Origin of the sequence: Mediterraneibacter catenae (assembly GCF_008691045.1) — a bacterium.
GTDB lineage: Bacteria > Bacillota > Clostridia > Lachnospirales > Lachnospiraceae > Mediterraneibacter > Mediterraneibacter ornithocaccae.
In genome coordinates, this window is record NZ_VMSO01000004.1 from 54540 (window position 1) to 74953 (window position 20414).

27 protein-coding genes and 1 tRNA gene are annotated in these 20414 nt (G+C 47.9%); 23 read left to right on the forward strand and 5 right to left on the reverse strand.

Annotated features, from left to right (window positions below; translation table 11 throughout):
• Window positions 1-157: 157 nt before the first annotated feature.
• Window positions 158-634, forward strand: coding sequence for an acyl-CoA thioesterase (locus tag FNY66_RS04680; protein ID WP_150310431.1), 477 nt, complete (start codon window positions 158-160; stop codon window positions 632-634).
• A 455-nt stretch (window positions 635-1089) separates the two neighbouring features.
• Here the strand turns inward: FNY66_RS04680 and FNY66_RS04685 are convergent, their stop codons facing one another.
• Together FNY66_RS04685 and FNY66_RS04690 are read right to left on the reverse strand one after the other, a co-directional pair.
• Entirely contained in the window at window positions 1090-1377 is a 288-nt protein-coding gene (locus FNY66_RS04685) for a hypothetical protein (protein ID WP_087151784.1), read from the reverse strand.
• Window positions 1298-1864, reverse strand: a complete 567-nt coding sequence (locus FNY66_RS04690) for a hypothetical protein (protein WP_190324784.1) — start codon at window positions 1862-1864, stop codon at window positions 1298-1300. The genes FNY66_RS04685 and FNY66_RS04690 overlap by 80 nt, the downstream gene beginning before the upstream one ends.
• A gap of 283 nt (window positions 1865-2147) precedes the next feature.
• Between FNY66_RS04690 and FNY66_RS04695 the strand changes: the two genes are divergently transcribed.
• A complete protein-coding gene (locus FNY66_RS04695; protein WP_087151785.1) occupies window positions 2148-2327 on the forward strand; it encodes a hypothetical protein in 180 nt (59 codons plus the stop codon).
• 79 nt (window positions 2328-2406) lie between these two features.
• On the opposite strand, the gene FNY66_RS04700 is transcribed toward FNY66_RS04695, so the two are convergent.
• Window positions 2407-2619, reverse strand: coding sequence for a chorion class high-cysteine HCB protein 13 (locus tag FNY66_RS04700; protein WP_087151786.1), 213 nt, complete (start codon window positions 2617-2619; stop codon window positions 2407-2409).
• A 126-nt stretch (window positions 2620-2745) separates the two neighbouring features.
• Here FNY66_RS04700 and FNY66_RS04705 point away from each other — a divergent pair, with 126 nt between their 5' ends.
• The 21 genes from FNY66_RS04705 (at window position 2746) to FNY66_RS15450 (ending at window position 18444) form a co-directional block, all read left to right on the forward strand.
• Window positions 2746-3654 carry a S8 family peptidase gene (locus FNY66_RS04705; RefSeq protein ID WP_087151821.1) on the forward strand — a complete coding sequence of 303 codons (909 nt, stop codon included), beginning with the start codon at window positions 2746-2748 and terminating at the stop codon, window positions 3652-3654.
• A 149-nt stretch (window positions 3655-3803) separates the two neighbouring features.
• Window positions 3804-4154, forward strand: coding sequence for a YlxM family DNA-binding protein (ylxM, locus tag FNY66_RS04710; RefSeq protein WP_150310432.1), 351 nt, complete (start codon window positions 3804-3806; stop codon window positions 4152-4154).
• 13 nt (window positions 4155-4167) lie between these two features.
• On the forward strand, window positions 4168-5529 hold the full coding sequence (gene ffh, locus FNY66_RS04715) for a signal recognition particle protein (RefSeq protein ID WP_087151788.1): 1362 nt from the start codon (window positions 4168-4170) through the stop codon (window positions 5527-5529).
• A gap of 96 nt (window positions 5530-5625) precedes the next feature.
• Window positions 5626-5871: a 30S ribosomal protein S16 gene (rpsP, locus tag FNY66_RS04720; RefSeq protein ID WP_087151789.1), complete on the forward strand. Its 246-nt coding sequence runs from the start codon at window positions 5626-5628 to the stop codon at window positions 5869-5871.
• Between the two features lie 26 nt (window positions 5872-5897).
• The gene (locus tag FNY66_RS04725; RefSeq protein WP_087151790.1) at window positions 5898-6125 is read left to right on the forward strand and encodes a KH domain-containing protein; all 228 of its coding nucleotides are present in this window, start codon (window positions 5898-5900) and stop codon (window positions 6123-6125) included.
• Between the two features lie 167 nt (window positions 6126-6292).
• Window positions 6293-6796 (forward strand): ribosome maturation factor RimM, encoded by a 504-nt coding sequence (rimM, locus tag FNY66_RS04730; protein WP_150310433.1) that lies wholly within the window; start codon window positions 6293-6295, stop codon window positions 6794-6796.
• A gap of 45 nt (window positions 6797-6841) precedes the next feature.
• A complete protein-coding gene (gene trmD, locus FNY66_RS04735) occupies window positions 6842-7606 on the forward strand; it encodes a tRNA (guanosine(37)-N1)-methyltransferase TrmD (RefSeq protein WP_087151792.1) in 765 nt (254 codons plus the stop codon).
• Window positions 7607-7713: 107 nt separating this feature from the next.
• A complete protein-coding gene (gene rplS / locus FNY66_RS04740) occupies window positions 7714-8061 on the forward strand; it encodes a 50S ribosomal protein L19 (RefSeq protein WP_087151793.1) in 348 nt (115 codons plus the stop codon).
• Between the two features lie 73 nt (window positions 8062-8134).
• Window positions 8135-8824 (forward strand): signal peptidase I, encoded by a 690-nt coding sequence (lepB, locus tag FNY66_RS04745; protein WP_087151794.1) that lies wholly within the window; start codon window positions 8135-8137, stop codon window positions 8822-8824.
• Window positions 8825-8868: 44 nt separating this feature from the next.
• Window positions 8869-9714: a ribosome biogenesis GTPase YlqF gene (ylqF, locus tag FNY66_RS04750; RefSeq protein WP_087151795.1), complete on the forward strand. Its 846-nt coding sequence runs from the start codon at window positions 8869-8871 to the stop codon at window positions 9712-9714.
• 53 nt (window positions 9715-9767) lie between these two features.
• Window positions 9768-10304 (forward strand): signal peptidase I, encoded by a 537-nt coding sequence (gene lepB, locus FNY66_RS04755; RefSeq protein ID WP_087151796.1) that lies wholly within the window; start codon window positions 9768-9770, stop codon window positions 10302-10304.
• Complete coding sequence (locus FNY66_RS04760; protein WP_087151797.1) at window positions 10297-11061, forward strand: ribonuclease HII; 765 nt, start codon at window positions 10297-10299, stop codon at window positions 11059-11061. Before lepB (FNY66_RS04755) ends, FNY66_RS04760 begins: the two co-directional genes overlap by 8 nt.
• 31 nt (window positions 11062-11092) lie before the next feature.
• Window positions 11093-11476 carry a YraN family protein gene (locus tag FNY66_RS04765; protein ID WP_150310434.1) on the forward strand — a complete coding sequence of 128 codons (384 nt, stop codon included), beginning with the start codon at window positions 11093-11095 and terminating at the stop codon, window positions 11474-11476.
• 27 nt (window positions 11477-11503) lie between these two features.
• A complete protein-coding gene (gene pgeF / locus FNY66_RS04770) occupies window positions 11504-12352 on the forward strand; it encodes a peptidoglycan editing factor PgeF (RefSeq protein ID WP_150310435.1) in 849 nt (282 codons plus the stop codon).
• Window positions 12353-12406: 54 nt separating this feature from the next.
• Entirely contained in the window at window positions 12407-13345 is a 939-nt protein-coding gene (locus FNY66_RS04775; protein ID WP_190324792.1) for a mechanosensitive ion channel family protein, read from the forward strand.
• A 78-nt stretch (window positions 13346-13423) separates the two neighbouring features.
• Window positions 13424-13496: transfer RNA gene (locus tag FNY66_RS04780), tRNA-Thr, on the forward strand.
• A gap of 90 nt (window positions 13497-13586) precedes the next feature.
• Entirely contained in the window at window positions 13587-13982 is a 396-nt protein-coding gene (locus tag FNY66_RS04785; protein ID WP_087151801.1) for a PaaI family thioesterase, read from the forward strand.
• 34 nt (window positions 13983-14016) lie between these two features.
• Entirely contained in the window at window positions 14017-15141 is a 1125-nt protein-coding gene (locus FNY66_RS04790) for a DUF362 domain-containing protein (protein WP_087151802.1), read from the forward strand.
• 93 nt (window positions 15142-15234) lie between these two features.
• Window positions 15235-16605: a sodium-dependent transporter gene (locus FNY66_RS04795; protein WP_087151803.1), complete on the forward strand. Its 1371-nt coding sequence runs from the start codon at window positions 15235-15237 to the stop codon at window positions 16603-16605.
• 343 nt (window positions 16606-16948) lie between these two features.
• The gene (locus tag FNY66_RS04800) at window positions 16949-18265 is read left to right on the forward strand and encodes a MerR family transcriptional regulator (protein ID WP_150310437.1); all 1317 of its coding nucleotides are present in this window, start codon (window positions 16949-16951) and stop codon (window positions 18263-18265) included.
• 41 nt (window positions 18266-18306) lie between these two features.
• A complete protein-coding gene (locus FNY66_RS15450) occupies window positions 18307-18444 on the forward strand; it encodes a hypothetical protein (RefSeq protein ID WP_190324785.1) in 138 nt (45 codons plus the stop codon).
• Between the two features lie 322 nt (window positions 18445-18766).
• Here the strand turns inward: FNY66_RS15450 and FNY66_RS04805 are convergent, their stop codons facing one another.
• Both FNY66_RS04805 and FNY66_RS04810 read right to left on the reverse strand, forming a co-directional pair.
• Window positions 18767-19576, reverse strand: a complete 810-nt coding sequence (locus FNY66_RS04805; protein ID WP_150310496.1) for an ABC transporter permease — start codon at window positions 19574-19576, stop codon at window positions 18767-18769.
• Complete coding sequence (locus FNY66_RS04810; protein WP_150310438.1) at window positions 19548-20336, reverse strand: ABC transporter ATP-binding protein; 789 nt, start codon at window positions 20334-20336, stop codon at window positions 19548-19550. The genes FNY66_RS04805 and FNY66_RS04810 overlap by 29 nt, the downstream gene beginning before the upstream one ends.
• Window positions 20337-20414: the final 78 nt, after the last annotated feature.

Sequence of the window (20414 nt, forward strand, 5' to 3'; positions counted from 1 at the left end):
CTCTTTATAAAAATTCTTCTTCTGATATCAAAATATTGTAATGGATGAATCTATACTTGGCAAGAGAACTTTAGTCGAGTATGCAGGGTTGTTTTTGGCAGTGTCAGTTGTTACAATAGCAATAAATACAAAATCCATAAGAATCGGAGATGAAGTAATGAGAGAAGAAAGAAGAGTATCAGAATCGCAGGTGGAGATTGTCCATATGGTACGGCCGAATCACCTGAATGCAGCGGGGAGACTCTTTGGCGGCATGCTCATGGAGTGGCTGGATGAAGCGGCCGGAATGGTGGCAATGCGCCATACACGCTCCAATGTGATCACGGCTTCTGTAGATAACCTGCGTTTTATCCATGGGGCATATAACGGAGAGATAGTCGTTATTATCGGGAAAGTGACCTATGTAGGAACAACATCCCTTGAGGTGAGACTTGATACTTATGTGGAACATATTGATGACGGTATGCGCTATCCGATCAACCGCGCCTACTTCACAATGGTAGCACTGGACGAAAACGATAAGCCGAAACCAGTGCCCAGGCTGATCGTCGAGAGCGAGTCAGAAAAAGCTGAGTGGGAGGCGGCGAAAAAAAGACGTGAGATGAGGCTGAGGAGAAAAGAAGAGGGGTATTAAATTCCGGATTTATCTGACTGAGAAAGAGTCCGCCGGGAGGTATGTATTGTTATCGCACACGTTTTCACTCGGTCGCGGCGTAGCGGTACATAAGAGCGCAGAAGACGCGCTCTAAGTGCCGACGCCGCTCCAACGGTGCGTACACAATACATACCTCCCGGCTGCTTTCTTTCCCATCCCGAAAATCGAATTTCTGACGAAAGGAACAAAGCCGGATCTTTCTTAACTAAGATTTCATAAATCCTGGCTGATATAGTATTAGTTAAGCTGTGGGGGCGAATTCGAGCCGCTTTGATTTCTGCAGATATAAAATAGACAAGCGGAACCAGAAATCTCCATAACCGGAGTCGGGATCAACCTTTTTCTCCGCCTGCGTACACGCAAGTCAGGTCGCTGTATATTGCTGTATTTCGGACGTTTTCTGTACTATCAGCCAGTACGATAAATCCGGAATTTCATTTTTGGTGTTTCTGCAATATGGAACTTGTCATCCTGACCGTCCGGTCTATCTGTTCTTGTTCTTCTTTGGTTTTCCCTTTTTTGAATATTTCAAGTATAAGGCTCACCTCATCAGGTGAAAAGTGTACCCCCTGTTTGTTAGCGCTGGTGATCAGCGCCAGCATTACGGGGGCAAGATCGCGTCCGGATTTGCCGGAGGTGCGTTCAGCTGCCATCCGGATCAACTCCAGTTTTGACGGATCTATATTCTTCATTGCCGGATTGTTCATCCATTCGTTGTCCATCTCGTTCATCTCCTTTCTTTGAGCTGTCAGCCGGCTGCGAAAACATGTCACTGTACATCCGGAACATCTCCTGTTGGTCGGGCGGAAGCATGCCGGATAAAAGTTCTGCCGGATCAAGAGACGCACTGTTACCGTCTGTATTGTCCTGCGCAGACTGCATCATCTCTATGACGGACATCATTTCTTTTATATTTATAATCATGTCGAGCATAGATGCTTCTTTTGGCCTGAGATACGGCCGGAAGCTGTTCAATATTTCCATGGGAGAATGAGGTTCATTCTCTGAAATCATCTGAGCTTTCAGGCCGCTGTTTTGACCATGGAAGAGTCGGACTGCTTCCCGCAGTTCAAGAAATTTGACCATGCCTGCCAGCGTCTGCCGCCCTGATGCAGGGGCATAGGGAATGAGCAGTTTGATTATCTGGAGTTCCGGTGTGGTGACAAGTTCATCAAAAGGAGTCATTAATCCGGGCAGATCTTTATCCATTCCAAAGACACTCCTGCACATAGCGTTGTAAATATATATGTTGCGTTGAATAGAAATATGAATCTCGGAAAAGCTGTATAGGTGAAAAGATCTTTGAAACTGCACGTTCGTTTTGTCAAGAAAATGCAGGATTCATAAAATAATATGGGTGACAGTTCAGCTGTCTGATTTCAGGAGACGGATCTATATCTGCATAAGAATTCGTCGGCGTCGGCCGATCGTCAGGATGAGGAGGAAACTGAACTGTAACTAATATAGAATAATAGGAGAGGAAGGAATTGAATTGACAAGAAAACTGATTATTGAAGGAAATGCGGTTTACGAGATTGATGAAGATTGTATGCTGAAAAAACGAGTGGCAGTTGATGAACATGTGAGGAACAAAAGGGAAGAGGATTCCGGGCATGAGTACAGGAAGAAATGTGACCAGGGAAGTACGCAAGGACATGGCAGACCGAGATAAAAGAATATAAGAAAAACGCCTGCCCTATACAGGGCAGGCGAGATGCGTTTGGGATTTATCAGCTGATCATTCTGTCTGATTAGCCGCAGCATCCGTTGTTTCCAAATCCGCCACAGCAGACGAGAAGCAGGATGATCCACAGGCAGCTGTCGTTACCGCAGCCGTTGCCGCTGAATCCGTTGCCGCCACAGCCGCCGCAGCAGCAGAGCAGGAGAATGAGCCACAGACAAGAAGACATCCCGTTACCGTTGTCGCATCCACATCCACAGTTTGTTGCAGTTAAATCACTCATGTTAAATCCTCCAATTGGGTTATTATTTACAGTTCTATATTATGCAGGTATCCGAAAAGTGTGCTTCAGGTACGAAGGCGATGATCTGTGAATATTCTGATTAAAAAGGAGTATTTAAAGATCGATATGAAGTGGGTAAAACAATCAATCGGGTATTGGTGTGAAGATATATTAATGAAAAAATACATGGGAACAGGTATATGTGCTGCCATACTAGATACCGGAATTTCCAGGCATCCTGATTTGAGGGACCGTATAGCTGATTTCAGGGATTTTACGGGTGGTGCATCCGTGTGCAGGGATGACAGCGGACACGGGACACATGTCGCGGGGATTCTTGCCGGGGATGGGAGGGCGTCCGGTGGTGTGTATGCGGGGATGGCACCGCAAGCACAGCTTTTCATTGGAAAAGTGCTGGATCGTGAAGGAAACGGCAACGTCGAGAATGTTATGCAGGGAATCGAATGGATCCTGGAAAACCGGGTAAAGGCTGGTTTACGTATTGTGAATATTTCTGTAGGAACCCAACCGGAACTGGCGCGGGAGCAGAAGCAGCGTTTTCTGGAGGCTGTCGAGGAACTGTGGGATCAGGGACTTATAGTTGTTGTCTCTGCCGGAAATTACGGACCTGGTGCGGGAACGGTTGCAGTGCCGGGAAATAGCAGGAAGGTAATTACTGTGGGAGTACCGGATACCGAGATACAGCCAATCTCTCGGAGGAAAAGTAATGTAAATTATTCAGGACGCGGGCCGACCGGCGCGTGTGTGGTGAAGCCAGATGTTTTTGCGCCCGGTACGGGGATCATAAGCTGCAATGCAAAATACGGGCATCCGGGCGAGCATCCTTATGTAATGAAGACAGGAACATCGATGGCTACACCGGTTGTTTCGGGAGCAATAGCATGTCTACTGTCAAAATATCCAGATATGACAAATGTAGAAGTTAAATTAAGGCTTCGGGAGTCGTGTGTAAAGAGCCCGGGAACCGCGTCGGGGTGGGGACTTTTGAATGTGGAAAAATTGATGAGATCATAAAAGGGACAGGTCAAAGTCGGGTTGGGGACGTAGTAAATTCCAGTTTTACTACGTCCCCAACCCGACTTTGCCCTGTCCCTGATTAAACTGTCAAGAAAAAAACCTTGACAGTCTGACTTCTTTCATGTATGATAGCCAAGGTGACTGTGATGAATAAGATTTTAGAGCAGGCTTTATTGTATGATTTTTACGGTGAACTTCTCACTACACACCAGAAAGAGGTTTATGAGCAGTTTATCCTTGATGATCTCTCTTTGAGTGAGATCGCGGAGAGTGCGGGCATCAGCAGGCAGGGAGTTCATGACCTGATCCGACGCTGCCAGAGAGCGCTCGAAGGCTACGAGAATAAGCTGCATCTGGTGGAAAGATTTCTCTCGGTGAAGGAAAAGGTCGGTGAGATCGGCGAGATTCTTGATGAGTGGGAGAGGGAGAAGAAGAATCCGGAGGAGATCGTGGGACGGATCCGCAGGATATCGGACACGATCATTGAAGAATTATAGAGGGTTAATGTAAATGGCATTTGACAGCTTAACTGAGAAACTACAGAATGTATTCAGAAACCTGCGCAGCAAGGGAAGGCTCACGGAAGATGACGTGAAAGCTGCTTTGAGAGAAGTTAAGATGGCTCTCCTTGAGGCAGACGTCAATTTCAAAGTTGTGAAAGGCTTTATCAAGGACGTGCAGGAGCGCGCGGTCGGGCAGGATGTTATGAACGGGCTGAATCCCGGGCAGATGGTCATTAAGATCGTAAATGAAGAGCTCGTCAAGCTCATGGGCTCTGAGACGACAGAGATCAAACTTCAGCCGGGAAGCGCCATGACTGTGATCATGATGGCCGGTCTCCAGGGCGCAGGTAAGACGACGACCACTGCAAAGCTGGCCGGAAAGTTTAAATTAAAAGGGAAGAAGCCACTTCTGGTAGCGTGTGATGTCTACCGTCCGGCAGCGATCAAACAGCTGCAGATCAACGGAGAGAAGCAGGGCGTGGAAGTATTTTCCATGGGAGATAAGAACCGCCCGGCGGACATTGCAAAGGCTGCGATACAGCACGCGGCGAAGAATGGAAACAATATTGTGATCCTGGATACGGCAGGACGTCTTCATATAGATGAAGACATGATGGCAGAGCTCCAGGAGATCAAAGAGGCAGTGGAAGTACACCAGACAATTCTTGTCGTGGATGCCATGACAGGACAGGATGCGGTGAATGTGGCCGGGACATTTAACGATAAGATCGGAATCGACGGTGTTATTGTTACCAAGCTGGACGGCGATACAAGAGGCGGTGCCGCACTCTCTATCAAGGCAGTGACAGGCCGGCCGATCCTCTACGTCGGTATGGGAGAGAAACTCTCCGATCTGGAACAGTTCTATCCTGACAGGATGGCATCGCGTATCCTCGGTATGGGTGATGTCCTCACCCTGATCGAGAAAGCAGGCGCTGAACTGGATGAAGATAAAGCCATTAAGATGGCTGACAAGATGAAGAAAGCCCAGTTTGATTTTGACGATTATCTGGACAGTATGGAACAGATGCGCAAGATGGGCGGCTTATCCAGCATCATGAGCATGATGCCGGGGCTTGGCGGACTTGGCGGTAAGGGAAAGATGCCTGATCTCGACTCTGAAGAGAATGAGAAGAAGATGGCGAGGATGGAGGCTATGATCCACTCCATGACTCCGGAGGAACGGCGCAACCCGGATCTTCTGAATCCGTCGAGAAAGCATCGCATAGCCCGGGGAGCGGGAGTAGACATTGCGGAAGTTAACCGGATGGTAAAACAGTTCAATGAATCCAGGAAGATGATGAAGAAACTTCCGGGGATGATGGGCGGAAAAGGTGGCAAAAGGGGCAGGTTCAGACTTCCCTTTTAACACATAGATCATGCCGGAGGCGGCTGGCTGCGCACGCGGCGGGGCTGACGGCAGAAGCAACAAAACAATAAGAAAAATAAACAAGAGGTGAAAGAAATGGCAGTAAAGATCAGATTAAGAAGAATGGGACAGAAGAAGGCTCCTTTTTATAGAATCGTAGTAGCTGATTCCAGGTCCCCGAGAGACGGAAGATTCATCGAGGAGATCGGAACATACGATCCGAACTGTGATCCGAGTGCGATCAAAGTTGATGAGGAAGCCGCTAAGAAATGGCTCAACAACGGTGCTCAGCCGACAGAAGTCGTAGGAAAGATCTTCAAAGCAGCAGGTATTGAAAAATAAGATCTCTTCGCGGAGGTGCGAGTACGATGAAAGAATTAGTAGAAGTTATCGCAAAAGCTCTGGTAGACCATCCGGAGGAAGTCTCAGTAAATGAGAAGAAGGAAGGCCGGACCACAGTGCTTGAGCTTCATGTCGCAGAAGGCGATATGGGAAAAGTGATCGGCAAACAGGGCCGTATCGCAAAGGCGCTCCGTTCTGTAGTAAAAGCGGCAGCGGCAAAGGAAGATAAGAGAGTCGTTGTCGACATCGTGTAATGGATATCGCAACAAAAAAAGAGGGACAGTTTTCCGATCAGGAGAGTCTGCCCCTTTCTTTTTCCTGTATGAAGCAGGAAATGTGCGCAGCGGATTAGAAAACACTGTGGACAATTTCAGATGAATTATACTAGCAAAAAAAGGATAACAGAAAAGGAGCGGAAGAAATGGAACAGTTTCTTCAAGTGGGAGTGATTTCTTCCACTCATGGGATACGGGGAGAAGTTAAGGTGTTTCCGACAACAGATGATCCGGCCCGTTTTAAGAAATTGAAAAAAGTGCTTCTGGATACGGGAAAAGAACGGCTTAAGCTGGAGATCCAGTCAGTTAAGTTTTTTAAGCAGTTCGTGATCGTGAAGTTCAGGGGGATTGACAATATAAATGATATAGAAAAATATAAAGGGAAAAGTCTTATGGTGCCGCGAGAAGATGCGGTTCAGCTCGAAGAGGATGAATATTATATCGCGGATTTGATCGGTATGGAAGTGTATACTGACGGCGGTCGGTTCGGGACCCTGAAAGATGTTATGGAGACCGGAGCAAATGAAGTGTACATCATTGATTCGGACGAGCATGGCGAAGTCCTCGTTCCGGCTATCCATGACTGCATTCTGGATGTGGACGTGGAGAAACAGACGATGAAGATCCGCCTTATGGATGGCCTGATATAGTGGGAGAGCCGCCGGAGACAGAGTGTATATAAGGAGAAACAGACGATGAATTTTCATATACTTACATTATTTCCCGAGATGGTGATGAACGGACTTAATACCAGCATTATCGGCAGAGCGGTGAATGCCGGTCTCCTCTCTATCGAGGCTGTAAATATACGGGATTATGCTTTTAATAAGCATCAGAGCGTGGACGACTATCCTTACGGAGGCGGCGCGGGTATGCTGATGCAGGCCGAGCCTGTATATCTGGCGCACGAAGCTGTGGCGGAGAAGATCCGCTCCCGCAGGCCATCTGGGCAAAGTCGTCCCCGGACAGTTTATCTGTCTCCCCAGGGCGATGTATTTGACCAGAAGATGGCAGAAGAGCTGGCGCAGGAAGAAGACCTTATCCTGCTCTGCGGTCATTATGAGGGGATTGATGAACGTGTGCTCGAGGAGGTTGTGACGGACTATGTTTCCATTGGAGATTATGTCCTCACGGGCGGAGAACTGCCGGCAATGGTCATGGTGGACGCCATATCCAGACTGGTGCCCGGCGTGCTTCACAATGACGTGTCTGCAGAGTTTGAATCGTTTCAGGACAATCTTCTGGAATATCCGCAGTATTCCAGACCGGAAGAATGGCATGGAAAGAAAGTGCCGTCGGTACTTCTGTCGGGACATCACGCTAATATCGAGAAATGGCGCAGGGAGCAGTCGATTATACGCACATACGAGCGGCGTCCGGATCTGTTGGAGAAATGCGAATTGACAGAGAAAGAGAAGCAGTGGCTGAACAGCTACAAAATTTCCGGAAATGGTACTTGAAAATCCTGTAGAAATATGGTAAACTACAACAGTTGTGAAAAGAAGAGCGATGGTCCTCTGGCACGATAAGGTGTTAAGAACGTCAAATATTAAGGAGGTCACACAAAATGAATGAGATTATTAAAAAGATTGAAGCAGAGCAGTTAAAAGAAAATGTACCGCAGTTTCATGTTGGAGATACTGTAAGAGTACACGCTAAGATCAAAGAGGGTAACCGTGAAAGAATCCAGGTATTTGAAGGAACAGTCCTGAAGAAACAGGGCGGCGGTGCAAGAGCTACTTTTACAGTAAGAAAGACATCTAACGGAATCGGCGTTGAAAAGACATGGCCGATCCACTCGCCGCACGTTGAGAAGGTTGAGGTTGTTCGCAGAGGTAAAGTAAGAAGAGCAAAACTGAACTACTTAAGAAAACGTGTAGGAAAAGCTGCAAAGGTAAAAGAATTAGTAAAATAGTAACCATGAGAGGGACAATTACAGAACTGTATATTGTCCCTTTTTAAATATCAGGATCTGATCTGGAGGGAGTATGCAGGGTTTAGATTTCCGCAGAAAGAGAAGGAAGAGTGACAGCAGAGCAACAGGCAGACCGCGCAGGTCGAGAAGGAGAACGGTGCACAGGGGGCTCCATTTTGATAACGGGAAAGTCCCGCTGCATTTTGCCAGAGAAAAGACCGGGGTTAACAGGCTGAATGTCAGAGGCATTGTCGTATGGGCGGTAGAGATCCTGATCGTATGCATGCTTGCGGTATTTCTGGTGGCGGCTTTCGGACAACGTGTCAGTACTGCGGGAGATTCCATGTCGCCCGCATTGAAAAACGGAGATGTCCTTTTGATCAATCGGGCGGCTTATCATATTAAGAGTCCTGCAAGAGGAGATATTGTCGCATTCCGGCAGGAGGATAACGGTCATTATTCTGTTAAGAGAATTGTAGGGCTTCCCGGTGAGACAGTGCAGATCGCAGACGGCAAGGTGCTCATTGACGGGGAAGAAATGACAAAAGATATCTACGTGTCAGATATTGAGTATGCCGGCGAAGCAGTACAGCCGGTTGAACTGGGCGATGACGAGTATTTTGTGATAGGTGATAATCATGCGGCAAGTGATGACAGCAGACTGCCGGGGATTGGAAGCATAAGCAGAACGGAAATCTATGGTCAGGCATGGTTCATTGTGAGTCCGTTTGAGGATTTTGGATTCATATCGAATGAAGGCTGATTTATATCTGACAGGCAAAGCAGAACTTGATAAGGAGGGAAATCATGCATTTTCAGTGGTATCCGGGACATATGACGAAAGCCCGGAGGATGATGCAGGAAAATATAAAACTGATCGATCTGATCATTGAACTGGTGGACGCGAGGATTCCGCTTTCGAGCAGAAATCCTGATATTGACGAACTGGGAAAAGGCAAAGCGCGCCTGATCCTTCTCAATAAAGCAGATCTGGCAGAGGATCGTATAAATGACGAGTGGATCGCTTATTTTAAAGATAAGGGATATTCTGCTGTGAAGGTGAATTCAAAAAAAGGCGGCGGGATCAAATCGATTCAGTCGGTTATTCAGGAAGCCTGCCGGGAAAAGACGGAACGTGACAGGAAAAGAGGTATTTTAAACCGTCCCGTGCGAGCAATGGTGGTAGGGATCCCGAATGTTGGAAAATCCACGTTTATCAATGCTCTTGCTGGAAAAGCCTGTGCAAAGACGGGAAATAAACCGGGAGTGACAAAAGGAAAGCAGTGGATCAGGCTCAATAAAAGTGTGGAGCTCCTCGATACACCGGGAATCCTCTGGCCGAAGTTTGAAGATCAGGAAGTCGGCCTGAAACTTGCTTTTATCGGTTCGATCAAAGATGAAATCCTTCAGACAGAAGAACTGGCAGCGGAGCTGGTGAAGTTTATGGGAAATTCGTATCCCGGTGTCCTGGAAGAGAAATATGCCATTCCGGAACCGGGGGACGCGTATGAATGTCTTGCAGAAATTGCAAAGAGCAGACACTGCCTTGTGCGGGGCAGCGAACTGGATACGGAGAAAGCTGCCGCTATCCTTTTGGACGATTTCAGAGGAGGAAGACTGGGCAGGATCACACTTGAGACACCTGAGAAATAGAAATGGGTGTTTATAGACATGCGTACAGACGCAGCAGGAAAGGCGGGCGTAATATGAAAGGCATTATAAAAGAGCTCTTAGGCTGGATTGTATTTATATTTATTGTTGTGGCGGCATCCTATCTGGTCGTTACATATGTAGGTCAGAGAACGGAGGTGAGCGGTTCTTCAATGGAAACGACGCTCTCGGACGGGGATCAGCTTATTGTGGATAAGATATCTTACAGGTTCAGAGAACCGAACCGTTACGATATCGTTGTATTCCCTTACCATTACGAAGAGAATACATACTATATAAAGAGGATCATCGGGCTTCCGGGAGAGACGGTGCAGATCGTGGACGGAACTGTATGGATAGACGGCCAGCCACTGAATGAACATTATGGAAATGAAGTGATGGAAGATCCCGGACTTGCCGCAGATCCGATCACCCTGGGGGATGACGAATATTTTGTGCTTGGGGACAACCGCAATAACAGCCAGGACAGCCGTGCCGCAAATGTGGGGCTGATACACCGGGACGAACTGCTTGGTCGGGCGTGGGTAAAAATATGGCCGCTCAGTGATTTTGGAGTAATAAAGCATGAGTAAAAGCGTTGCAGAGATAAAACAGGAGTTTGAGAAGGCTGGGGAAAAGGAATGGCCGCTCCTGTGGGAAAGATATAGTACTGATGAGCGGTCAGGAGTCATAAATATAATAAAAAAATATCAAAAGAAATTTATAAATTTACAAGAAGAGAGGGCGCGGCTTGTCTCAATGAGAAAATACGAGGAGCAGTACAGGGACTGCCGGCTCATCTGCGGTATTGACGAAGCCGGGCGGGGCCCATTGGCCGGTCCTGTGGTTGCAGGGGCAGTCATTCTGCCGGCAGACTGCGAGATCCTCTATCTCAATGACTCAAAGAAACTTTCCGCAGCAAAGAGGGAACAGCTCTATGACGAGATCATGGAGAAAGCCGTTGCGGTCGGAGTCGGTATGGCGGGGCCTGCCCGGATCGATGAGATCAATATTCTTCAGGCAACATATGAAGCTATGAGAGCAGCGGTATTTGATCTGGGAGTGAAACCGGACATTCTGCTGAATGACGCTGTAACGATCCCCGGGATAGAGATTCCGCAGGTGCCGATCATAAAGGGAGATGCCAGGAGCGTGTCCATCGCGGCGGCGAGTATCATTGCAAAGGTGACGAGGGACCGGCTGATGGTCCAGTATGATGAAGTGCTGCCCGGATATGGCTTTGCAAGGCATAAAGGCTATGGATCAAAGGAGCATATAGAGGCAATCCGGGAACTGGGACCGACGCCGATCCACAGGAGGTCTTTTATCGGCAACTTTATCGGCGGCTGATATGCATATACAAAGAGAAAATTGTTGATCTATGACAGAAATTGAAGAAAAGAGAAATAAAAGACAGACCGGTGCGTATTATGAGCAGGCGGCAGGATGTTATCTTGAGCGGCTCGGATATGAGGTGCTGGAATATAATTACAGGTGCAGGTCGGGCGAGATTGACATTGTTGCAAAAGATGGTGAATATATCGTGTTCTGCGAGGTGAAGTTCCGTTCTGATGAGCGGAAGGGGAATCCGCTGGAGGCGGTGGACTCTAGAAAGCAGAAGGTTATCTTCCGATGTGCAATGCATTATTTGTCTGAACACCGTCTAAAAGACGCGTCCTGCCGGTTCGATGTAATAGGGATTGAGGGAAACGACGGGATGAGAAGTGCAAAAGTAACACATATTAAAAATGCATTTACCGGGTAAATGGGTGAGGACAGGAGAAGTACAGTCATGAGTCTTGGTCTGATTTATAAAAATGAAACACATATATTTAATGAAATAGAAAAAGAAACACCATATCTTTCCTACCCGCTGTTTGAGAAAACAGGACTGGTGAGACATGCATTTTCTACACGGCTGGGCGGAGTGAGCGGGGGATATTATTCCTCGCTGAACTTAAGCTTTGACCGCGGTGATAAAAAGGAAGCTGTGGCAGAGAACTTCAGGCGCATCGGAGATGCAATAGGGGTAAGTTGTGAGGATATGGTGCTCTCAAAGCAGACTCACACTACAAATGTACGCGTGGTCACGGAAGAGGACAGAGGAAAAGGGATCACAAGAGACAGGGACTATACAGATGTCGACGGTCTTGTGACGAATATCCCTGGGATCTGTCTGGTGACATCATATGCGGACTGTGTGCCGCTCTATTTCGTAGATCCGGTCCGGAAAGTGATCGGACTGAGCCATTCGGGCTGGCGCGGAACCGTCGGAAAGATCGGGAAGAAAACAGTACAGATCATGCAGGAGAAATTTTCTTCTGATCCCGCAGATATACTTGCGGCGGTAGGACCGTCTGTCTGCATGGACTGTTACGAAGTGAGTGAGGATGTAATCATCAAATTTAAACATAATTTTGATAAAAGATTCTGGGGAGAACTCTTCTATGAGAAGGCGGACGGAAAATATCAGCTTGATCTCTGGAAAGCGAACGAATTGATCTTCCTTGAGTCGGGGATCATTCCGGAACATATTGCAGTAACTAATGTCTGTACGCACTGCAACAGTCGGATTCTCTACTCTCATCGTGCGATGGGGGATAAGAGAGGAAATCTGTGTGCGTTTCTGGCATTGAAATAAGGTCGGGAGGTATGTGACATGATTTGGGATATCATGCAGACGGGAAGAAGTATAATGGCAGGAACAGCAGGAGTCACAGATGCGACGGACGAATCGGTCAGTGATATGATCGATACGGCAGCAGAGGCAACAAGCGAAGCTGCGCAGGAAGTCAACCAGCTTGTGAAGTTCGTACAGGATAACATTCCGAATATTATCGGATTCGGGATTAAAGTGCTGCTTGCACTTCTGTTTTTCTTTCTGGGCGGTAAACTGATAAAATGGCTCAGGAAAGTTGTACGCCGTTCCTTTGAACGGACGAATATGGATGCAGGGGTAGCACAGTTTGTTGATTCCATGCTGAAATTCGGACTTTATGCGCTGCTGATTTTTATGATTGCGACAAATTTCGGTATTGAGACATCTTCGATTGCAGCCCTGATCGCATCTGCCGGTGTTGCGGTAGGTCTTGCGCTGCAGGGCAGCCTCTCTAATTTTGCAGGCGGTATTCTGATCCTGTTGCTAAAACCATTTGCAGTAGGCGATTATATTGTGGTGACTCAGGAAGGAATCGAAGGAACTGTAAAAGAAATCCAGATTTTCTATACAAAGATGGCCACAGTGGATAATCAGACCGTTGTTGTTCCGAACAGTATTCTGACAAGCAATAGCCTGACAAATGTGACCGCGAGACCGGAAAGACAGCTTGACCTCAAAGTCGGGATTGGTTACGAGTCAGACCTGAAAAAGGCTAAGAAGCTGATCGAAGATATGCTGTATACCGATCCTTCCGTGATCCAGGACGAAGAAATCAAAGTATTTGTGGACTCTCTCGGAGACAGCGCTGTGGTGATCGGTCTGCGTGCATGGGTAAAAACCGAAGAATACTGGGCGACAAGATGGCGTCTTCTGGAGCAGATTAAGGTGACGTTTGACGCGGAGGGAATCGAGATTCCGTACAATCAGCTCACGGTAAATGTGAAGACGGAACAGCCAGAACTGTTGCGAAAATGAGAATTCTATGAAAAAACAGTTGAAATTTAATCTGAAAAGAGATATAATATCTAAGGTTCGTCGAGGTACGAGCCATAAGCCGGAATAGCTCAGTCGGTAGAGCACTTCACTCGTAATGAAGGGGTCGTCAGTTCAAGTCTGATTTCCGGCTTTATCAAAAAGAGGCGCAATCCCAGTGGTTTTAAGGGGCTGCGCCTTTTTCTAAAATATAGGATATATAATAATATAAGGAGGAGAGAATATGAAACCGTCAAAAGAGACTGTGGAGCTGTTTCAGAACGACCGGTTTGCGACAGAGAACGGAGCGGTGATCGAGGAAGTTGACGACCACTATGCGAAATGCAGTCTGAAGATTGAGAACCGGCACCGCAATGCCATGGGCGCGGTCATGGGCGGCGTTTATTTCACACTTGCAGACTTTGCCCTGGCGGTAGCGAGCAACTGGCAGAAAATGGGATATGTCTCTCTGAATTCGGAGATTACGTATCTGACAGCGGCAAAAGGCGGGAAGCTGATTGCGGAAGCGTCCTGCGTGAAGAACGGCAGGACGACAGGATACTATCGGATCGATGTCAGAGACGAACTGGGAAATCTGGCGGCGGCGGTTACAGCTACAACATTTTGTGTGGCAAAATAGAGTGCTCTGAATTTAGCAGGAGGAAAAACAGATTATGGAAAAATCAAAAGTATACTTTACAGATATGCGAGCTCTTCCGGGTACAAATCTTCCGGACAAGTTAAAGAAACTGATTCTCAAAGCGGGAATCGGTGAGATTGATTTCGAGAAGAAGATGACGGCTATTAAGATCCATTTCGGGGAACCGGGCAATCTTTCTTTTCTGAGGCCGAATTATGCGAAAGCGGTTGCGGATGTAGTGAAAGAGCTGGGAGGCCGCCCCTTCCTGACAGATTGCAATACCCTGTATGTAGGCCGGAGAAAAGATGCGCTTGAGCATCTGAGCGCAGCGTATGAGAATGGTTTCAATCTTCTCTCCACGGGATGTCACATTATCATCGGAGACGGACTGAAAGGAACAGATGATGTCAGTGTCCCGGTGGAGGGCGGAACCCTTGTCAAAGAGGCGAAGATCGGCAAAGCTATTATGGATGCGGACGTGTTCATCAGCCTGAGCCATTTCAAGGGACATGAGATGACAGGATTCGGCGGGTGCTTCAAAAATATCGGCATGGGATGCGGGAGCCGTGCGGGTAAGATGGAGCAGCATAACAGTGGAAAACCTTCTGTGGATCAGTCAGTCTGCGTGGGATGTCGTGTCTGTTCGAGAAACTGCGCCCATGGAGCGATATCATTTCCGGAGAAGAAAGCGGTCATTGACCACGGAAAATGTGTCGGATGCGGACGGTGTCTCGGAGCATGTAACTTCGATGCGATCTACAATGAGAATTCATCTGCAGTAAAAGAGCTGAATATCAAGATGGCAGAGTACACTAAAGCTGTTGTGTCCGGACGACCGGCCTTTCATATCAGCCTTGTTATTGATGTGTCCCCTTACTGTGACTGCCACCCGGAGAATGACGTGCCGATCCTGCCGGATGTAGGGATGTTTGCAAGCTTTGATCCGGTAGCTCTGGATCAGGCTTGTGCGGATGCATGCAATGCACAGCAGCCGATGCAGGGAAGTATCCTGGACGAGCACATCCATGAAGAGGGTTTCTGTGATCATCATGACCACTTTGCCAATACGACTCCGGAGAGCGAGTGGGAGACCTGCCTGGCACATGCGCAGGAGATCGGGCTTGGCAGCAGGGAGTATGAGCTGATCGAGGTGAAATAAAGACGGAGAAAAGGTGTGCGGGCATAAGACATGATTTGAAATAGATAGTCGGCCGGACACTGATAGAAAAAAGGAAAAGAGAGGAAAGCTACAATGAAAAGAGAAAAATTCGGTTCCCGTATCGGGTTTATCCTGATATCAGCAGGATGCGCGATCGGGCTGGGAAATGTATGGCGTTTCCCTTATATTACAGGTCAGTATGGCGGAGCTGCGTTCGTGCTTATCTACCTTTTATGCCTTGTCCTGTTAGGACTGCCGATCATGATCATGGAGTTCTCGATCGGACGAGGGGCAGGCTGCAGTATTGCAAAGGCGCTTGACAGACTGGAGCCTCTTGGAACAAAGTGGCACTGGTACAAGTGGTTCGGTATGGCAGGAAACTATCTCCTGATGATGTTCTATACAACGATCGGAGGCTGGCTCCTGATCTACCTGTTCAAGATGGGTGCAGGCAGTTTTGAGGGGATGGATGCGGCACAGATCGAAGGTGAATTCGGCGAGCTGATGGGTCAGCCGGTCCTTATGACTGTATGTATGGCAATCGTTGTTGTTATGTGTTTCGGTATTGTGAGTCTCGGACTTCAGAAAGGCGTTGAGGGGATTACCAAGATCATGATGGTGATGTTGCTTGTTCTTCTGATCGTCCTTGCGGTCCGTTCTATTATGCTGCCCGGCGCAACTGCAGGTCTTAAGTTCTATCTCCTGCCTGATTTTAACAAAATGAAAGAGGCGGGAATAATGGAAGTCGTTTCTGCGGCCATGAACCAGTCCTTCTTTACTTTGAGTCTCGGTATCGGCGCCATGGCCATTTTTGGAAGTTATATCGATAAGAAGAGAAGACTAGCAGGCGAAGCGGTGGCGATCACAGTGCTCGATACGAGCGTTGCTCTGATATCTGGCCTGATCATCTTCCCGGCAAGCTTTGCATTCGGCGTAAATCCGGACAGCGGACCGAACCTGATCTTTATCACCCTGCCGAATATCTTTAATTCAATGGCAGGCGGAAGACTGTGGGGAGCAATCTTTTTCCTCTGCATGTTCTTTGCATCAGCTTCAACGATCATCGCTGTGTTTGAGAACATCATTGCTTTTGCGATGGATCTGACCGGATGCTCCAGAGGAAAAGCAGTAGCAATTAACCTTGTTGCAATCCTGCTCCTTTCCATGCCGTGCGTGCTTGGTTACAATGTCCTGAGCGGATTCGCACCGTTCGGAGAAGGAACAGCGATTCTCGATCTCGAGGACTTCATTGTGAGCAATAACCTTCTCCCATTAGGAAGCCTCGTATACGTACTCTTCTGTACTACACGTTACGGCTGGGGATGGGACAACTTCCTGGCAGAGGCCAACAGCGGAGAAGGACCTAAATTCCCTAAGTGGGTAAGACCATACGTAACATACATCGTACCCCTGATCGTCATCTTCCTGTTCGTACAGGGCTACTGGAGCAAATTTGCAGGCTAGGCTCAAGCCTTGCGTCATAAAAAAGAGTGTTCACATCATGCTTGCATGAATGTGGATACTCTTTTTTTATGACATAGGGCGCAGCCCGTGAGCGAGATGAAGCGCAAAGCGCGGAATCGAGCTGCAAGGCTAGAGCCGGACGGATAGAGGCGCAGCCCGGTTATTCCTGATGGCTGAACTATTCCTCAAAATATTATGAAAATTCTTGACTGTATACCGGTTATATACTTTAACATGTGTGTATATCGTTAGTGTACATTGACGATAGCGTTAGTGTACACTGACGCTAAACAGACCGGAGCAGCAGTTTCTCCGGAATAAAGATCAGACAGGAGGTGCGGGCTTGAATACGAAACAGGTAGAGGAACTGACCGGGATGTCCCGGCAGAATATACGGTATTATGAGCGGATGGGGCTGCTGGAACCAGCCAGAGACGACAGCAACGCTTACCGGGATTATTCAGAAGAGGATGTCCGGAGACTGAAACTGATCAGGATGCTTCGCATGCTCGATATGCCGCTGAAAGATATTCAGGACATTATAAACGAAAAAGTATCTTTGAGAGAGGCGGTCAGGCATCAGAAAGAAATCCTGCAGACTCAGCAGAAGCAGTTGAATGCGGCGATTGAGGTTTGCACGAGCATAGGACGGGAGAAAGACGACCGGCCGGATGTGGACGGATATCTCAGCCGCATGGAGACGATGGAGAAAAACGGCGGGCTCTTCGCCCGGTTTGTGGACGATTATAAACAGGTGGTCCATGAGGAGCAGGAAAGGAAATTTTCCTTTTATACAGAGTCTCCGGTCAATACGGCGGCTGCATTTGAGAAAGTGCTGAGAAAATATGCGGCAGATCACGGGCAGAAATTCCGTATGCTGAAAAAGGGAAAGTATCCTGAATTTGTAATGGGAACAGAGACTTACACTGCAGTCCAGATACTGGAGAAGAGAAAGGATGACGAAAAACCGTCAGTGAAGATCGTGTGCGAGAAAAAGGAACCGGATCAGAGGAACGGACAGATGCCGGCAAAGCGCAGAAGAGCGCTCAGGGGCATTCATATCGTTGCGACGAATATACGCAGATACGGGCGGAAGAGTATCCTGAATCTGCTACTTAGCATGCTGACCGTGATGATCCTGGCATTTTATCTCGGGAATATAGCGGGCACCCGTCGTCAGCTTGAGGAGATGCCGGAGAAGTTTACCATATCCGGAGAGATATGGAATGGATGCGGCGAGATGAACCACGGGCTGTTTATTTCCCATCGGGTGCTGGATGATCTGTATGAGTCTCCGCTGTTTGGCAGTATTGCCGAGAGTGCGGAACTTGTCGGGAATATCGCTATGGGTGATCCGGATAGTGGAGAGTTGGACAGTGAAGAAAAAAACGGGACAGATCCGGGAGAGAATGATATTTCCCTTACAGGAGTCAACCGGACAGAGTGTCTGGAGGGGATGAAGGACGAAGATATCGTATGGGGAGATGGAGTGGACTGGGAGTCTTTTCAGAAAAGCAGCGATACCTGCCTGGTAAGCGAGATATTTGCCAAAGAATCAGGGCTGGCGATCGGAGATACAGTCAGGTTTGATCTGGCGAGATATTCTCAGGGGCTTGCAGGCGTAACTCTGACAAGAGAAGAACTGTTCTGGTTACTCTGACAGAGGAAAAGATAAAGAAAATATCTGATGAGATTAGTGATATGGCTTTTGAATATTTGATGAGATTCGGAGCAGATATTTCGCCGGTGATAATCAATGTAGATCATTTTAACTACTGGGTAGATAATCTGCCATACTATCGCAGTGTAAGAGATGAGGGGGTAAAGCTCAGTGCATGATATCGATAAAGATATAGAATTATCAAAGTACAGGTACTCTTTTTTATTGCTTCTGCAGATGAAGCGCAAACACAGATTCAGTCGGTTGAATATATGCTTCCACTGATAAAAGAATATTTAAAAGGACATGGTGTAGAAATAATGTAAATTGCGGAATGCAGTGGAACTGGAATTTCAGTAGACGAAACGAAGCAGAGAAGTCTGGAAATTGTGAGATCAAAATTGGAAATATAAAATTCATAGGATACAGAAAAAGAAATTTTAAATACCCTCAGACAAATTTATCTTTAGAACTGTCTGAGGGTATGTTTTATTTTAGATTTCAAAATCGTTTCTGATACAATTTCTCCACCACCCCGATCACCGCATACAGCACCATCGCCATGATGCACAGCAGCACGATCGACATGAGCAGCCAGTTCATCTTGAACACCTGGCTGGAATAGATGATGAGATACCCCAGTCCGTTCCTTGCAGCCAGGAATTCCCCGATCACTACGCCCACAAGACACAGCCCGATATTGACTTTCATATTGCTGATGATGGCCGGCACGGAGCTTGGCAGTACGACTTTGAACAGTGCGTGCCTGCGGTTTCCGTGGAGCGTATATATGAGTTTGATCTTTTCCTTATCAACCGTTGTGAAGCTTGTGTACAGGTTCATGATGCTCCCGAACACGGCGACGGACATGCCGGCTACGATAATCGTTGTCGGGGTAGCGCCAAGCCATACGATAAGAAGCGGCGCCAGTGCGGATTTGGGAAGGCTGTTCAGCACGACCAGATAGGGCTCGAGTATCTCGGAGAGTCCCCGGCTGCACCAGAGCAGGACGGCGATCAGGATACCGGAAAAGGTTACGAGCAGGAAACTTACGATCGTCTCATACAGTGTGATACCGATGTGCAGGAAGATCGACCGGTCCAGCACCATCTCCCAGAAGCACAGCGCGATCCGTGCAGGACTGCTGAAGATAAACGAATCGATAATGCCCCGGTCAGCGCAGATCTCCCACAAAAACAAAAACAGAATAAGAATCAGGATACGTGCTGTGCGCACGGTAAAACGGTGTCGGCGCAGCTTCTTTAAAAAGAGTTCCTGTCCGTCAGACAGCTTTTTTGGTGATTTGTCCATCATGGTTCAGCTCCTTCCATATTTCATTAAAATACGTTTTGAATTCAGGCGCATTCCTGCGGATCAGTGGTGTATCCTGTTCCAGGGCAAATGATATCGGTACGATACGCGCCACAGTCGCCGGACGTTTTGTGAGGATGATCACCCGGTCGGAGAGGCTGACCGCCTCCGAGAGATCGTGGGTGACGAGCAGTGCGGTCTTTCCGGATCGACGGATGATCTGGCCGATGTCATCGCTGACGGTCAGGCGTGTCTGGTAATCGAGGGCGGAGAAGGGCTCGTCGAGAAGCAGAAGCTCCGGCTCCAGAAGCAGCGTGCGGATCAGCGCTGCTCTCTGCCGCATACCGCCGGACAATTCGGAGGGCTTTGACCGGGCGAACTGCTTTAAACCATACTGCTCAAGCATTTCTTCGGCACGCTTTTTTATCTCAGGGGTGAGTGTTCCTCTGATTTCTGCGCCGAGCAGGATATTGCGGTACACGCTGCGCCACTCAAAGAGGTGGTCATGCTGCAGCATATACCCGATCTTTGAGGAGTTCTCTGTAAGCGGTTCGCCGTTCATCAGCAGTTCACCGCTCTCTGCCTTCATCAGACCGTCGATCAGGGAGAGCAGAGTGGATTTGCCGCAGCCCGACGGACCTACGACAGCAGTGAACTCCCCCTTTGTAAGAGAAAATGAAATATTGGACAGGGCCTTTGTCTCCCCGTCCAATGTATGATAGGAATAATCGATATTTTTTAATTCCAGTATTGGAGTCATAAGGTCACTTCCATCCATATTGTATATCTATAATTAGTGTATGAAAAAAGAGATCCTGTGTGAGGGGAAAAGTGTGAA

Bases quoted from the DNA above. Each gene is read 5' to 3' on its own strand.
- pgeF (WP_150310435.1), top strand. From the start codon at position 11,504: ATGAGTCTTGGTCTGATTTATAAAAATGAAACACATATATTTAATGAA.
- ylqF (WP_087151795.1), top strand. From the start codon at position 8,869: ATGCATTTTCAGTGGTATCCGGGACATATGACGAAAGCCCGGAGGATG.
- ffh (WP_087151788.1), top strand. From the start codon at position 4,168: ATGGCATTTGACAGCTTAACTGAGAAACTACAGAATGTATTCAGAAAC.
- FNY66_RS15450 (WP_190324785.1), top strand. From the start codon at position 18,307: ATGGCTTTTGAATATTTGATGAGATTCGGAGCAGATATTTCGCCGGTG.
- FNY66_RS04790 (WP_087151802.1), top strand. From the start codon at position 14,017: ATGGAAAAATCAAAAGTATACTTTACAGATATGCGAGCTCTTCCGGGT.
- trmD (WP_087151792.1), top strand. From the start codon at position 6,842: ATGAATTTTCATATACTTACATTATTTCCCGAGATGGTGATGAACGGA.
- FNY66_RS04810 (WP_150310438.1), bottom strand. From the start codon at position 20,336: ATGACTCCAATACTGGAATTAAAAAATATCGATTATTCCTATCATACA.
- FNY66_RS04775 (WP_190324792.1), top strand. From the start codon at position 12,407: ATGGCAGGAACAGCAGGAGTCACAGATGCGACGGACGAATCGGTCAGT.
- rplS (WP_087151793.1), top strand. From the start codon at position 7,714: ATGAATGAGATTATTAAAAAGATTGAAGCAGAGCAGTTAAAAGAAAAT.
- FNY66_RS04805 (WP_150310496.1), bottom strand. From the start codon at position 19,576: ATGGACAAATCACCAAAAAAGCTGTCTGACGGACAGGAACTCTTTTTA.
- FNY66_RS04700 (WP_087151786.1), bottom strand. From the start codon at position 2,619: ATGAGTGATTTAACTGCAACAAACTGTGGATGTGGATGCGACAACGGT.
- rpsP (WP_087151789.1), top strand. From the start codon at position 5,626: ATGGCAGTAAAGATCAGATTAAGAAGAATGGGACAGAAGAAGGCTCCT.
- FNY66_RS04690 (WP_190324784.1), bottom strand. From the start codon at position 1,864: ATGGATAAAGATCTGCCCGGATTAATGACTCCTTTTGATGAACTTGTC.
- FNY66_RS04725 (WP_087151790.1), top strand. From the start codon at position 5,898: ATGAAAGAATTAGTAGAAGTTATCGCAAAAGCTCTGGTAGACCATCCG.
- rimM (WP_150310433.1), top strand. From the start codon at position 6,293: ATGGAACAGTTTCTTCAAGTGGGAGTGATTTCTTCCACTCATGGGATA.
- FNY66_RS04785 (WP_087151801.1), top strand. From the start codon at position 13,587: ATGAAACCGTCAAAAGAGACTGTGGAGCTGTTTCAGAACGACCGGTTT.
- FNY66_RS04680 (WP_150310431.1), top strand. From the start codon at position 158: ATGAGAGAAGAAAGAAGAGTATCAGAATCGCAGGTGGAGATTGTCCAT.
- FNY66_RS04685 (WP_087151784.1), bottom strand. From the start codon at position 1,377: ATGGACAACGAATGGATGAACAATCCGGCAATGAAGAATATAGATCCG.
- lepB (WP_087151796.1), top strand. From the start codon at position 9,768: ATGAAAGGCATTATAAAAGAGCTCTTAGGCTGGATTGTATTTATATTT.
- FNY66_RS04760 (WP_087151797.1), top strand. From the start codon at position 10,297: ATGAGTAAAAGCGTTGCAGAGATAAAACAGGAGTTTGAGAAGGCTGGG.
- FNY66_RS04705 (WP_087151821.1), top strand. From the start codon at position 2,746: ATGAAGTGGGTAAAACAATCAATCGGGTATTGGTGTGAAGATATATTA.
- FNY66_RS04765 (WP_150310434.1), top strand. From the start codon at position 11,093: ATGACAGAAATTGAAGAAAAGAGAAATAAAAGACAGACCGGTGCGTAT.
- ylxM (WP_150310432.1), top strand. From the start codon at position 3,804: ATGAATAAGATTTTAGAGCAGGCTTTATTGTATGATTTTTACGGTGAA.
- FNY66_RS04795 (WP_087151803.1), top strand. From the start codon at position 15,235: ATGAAAAGAGAAAAATTCGGTTCCCGTATCGGGTTTATCCTGATATCA.
- lepB (WP_087151794.1), top strand. From the start codon at position 8,135: ATGCAGGGTTTAGATTTCCGCAGAAAGAGAAGGAAGAGTGACAGCAGA.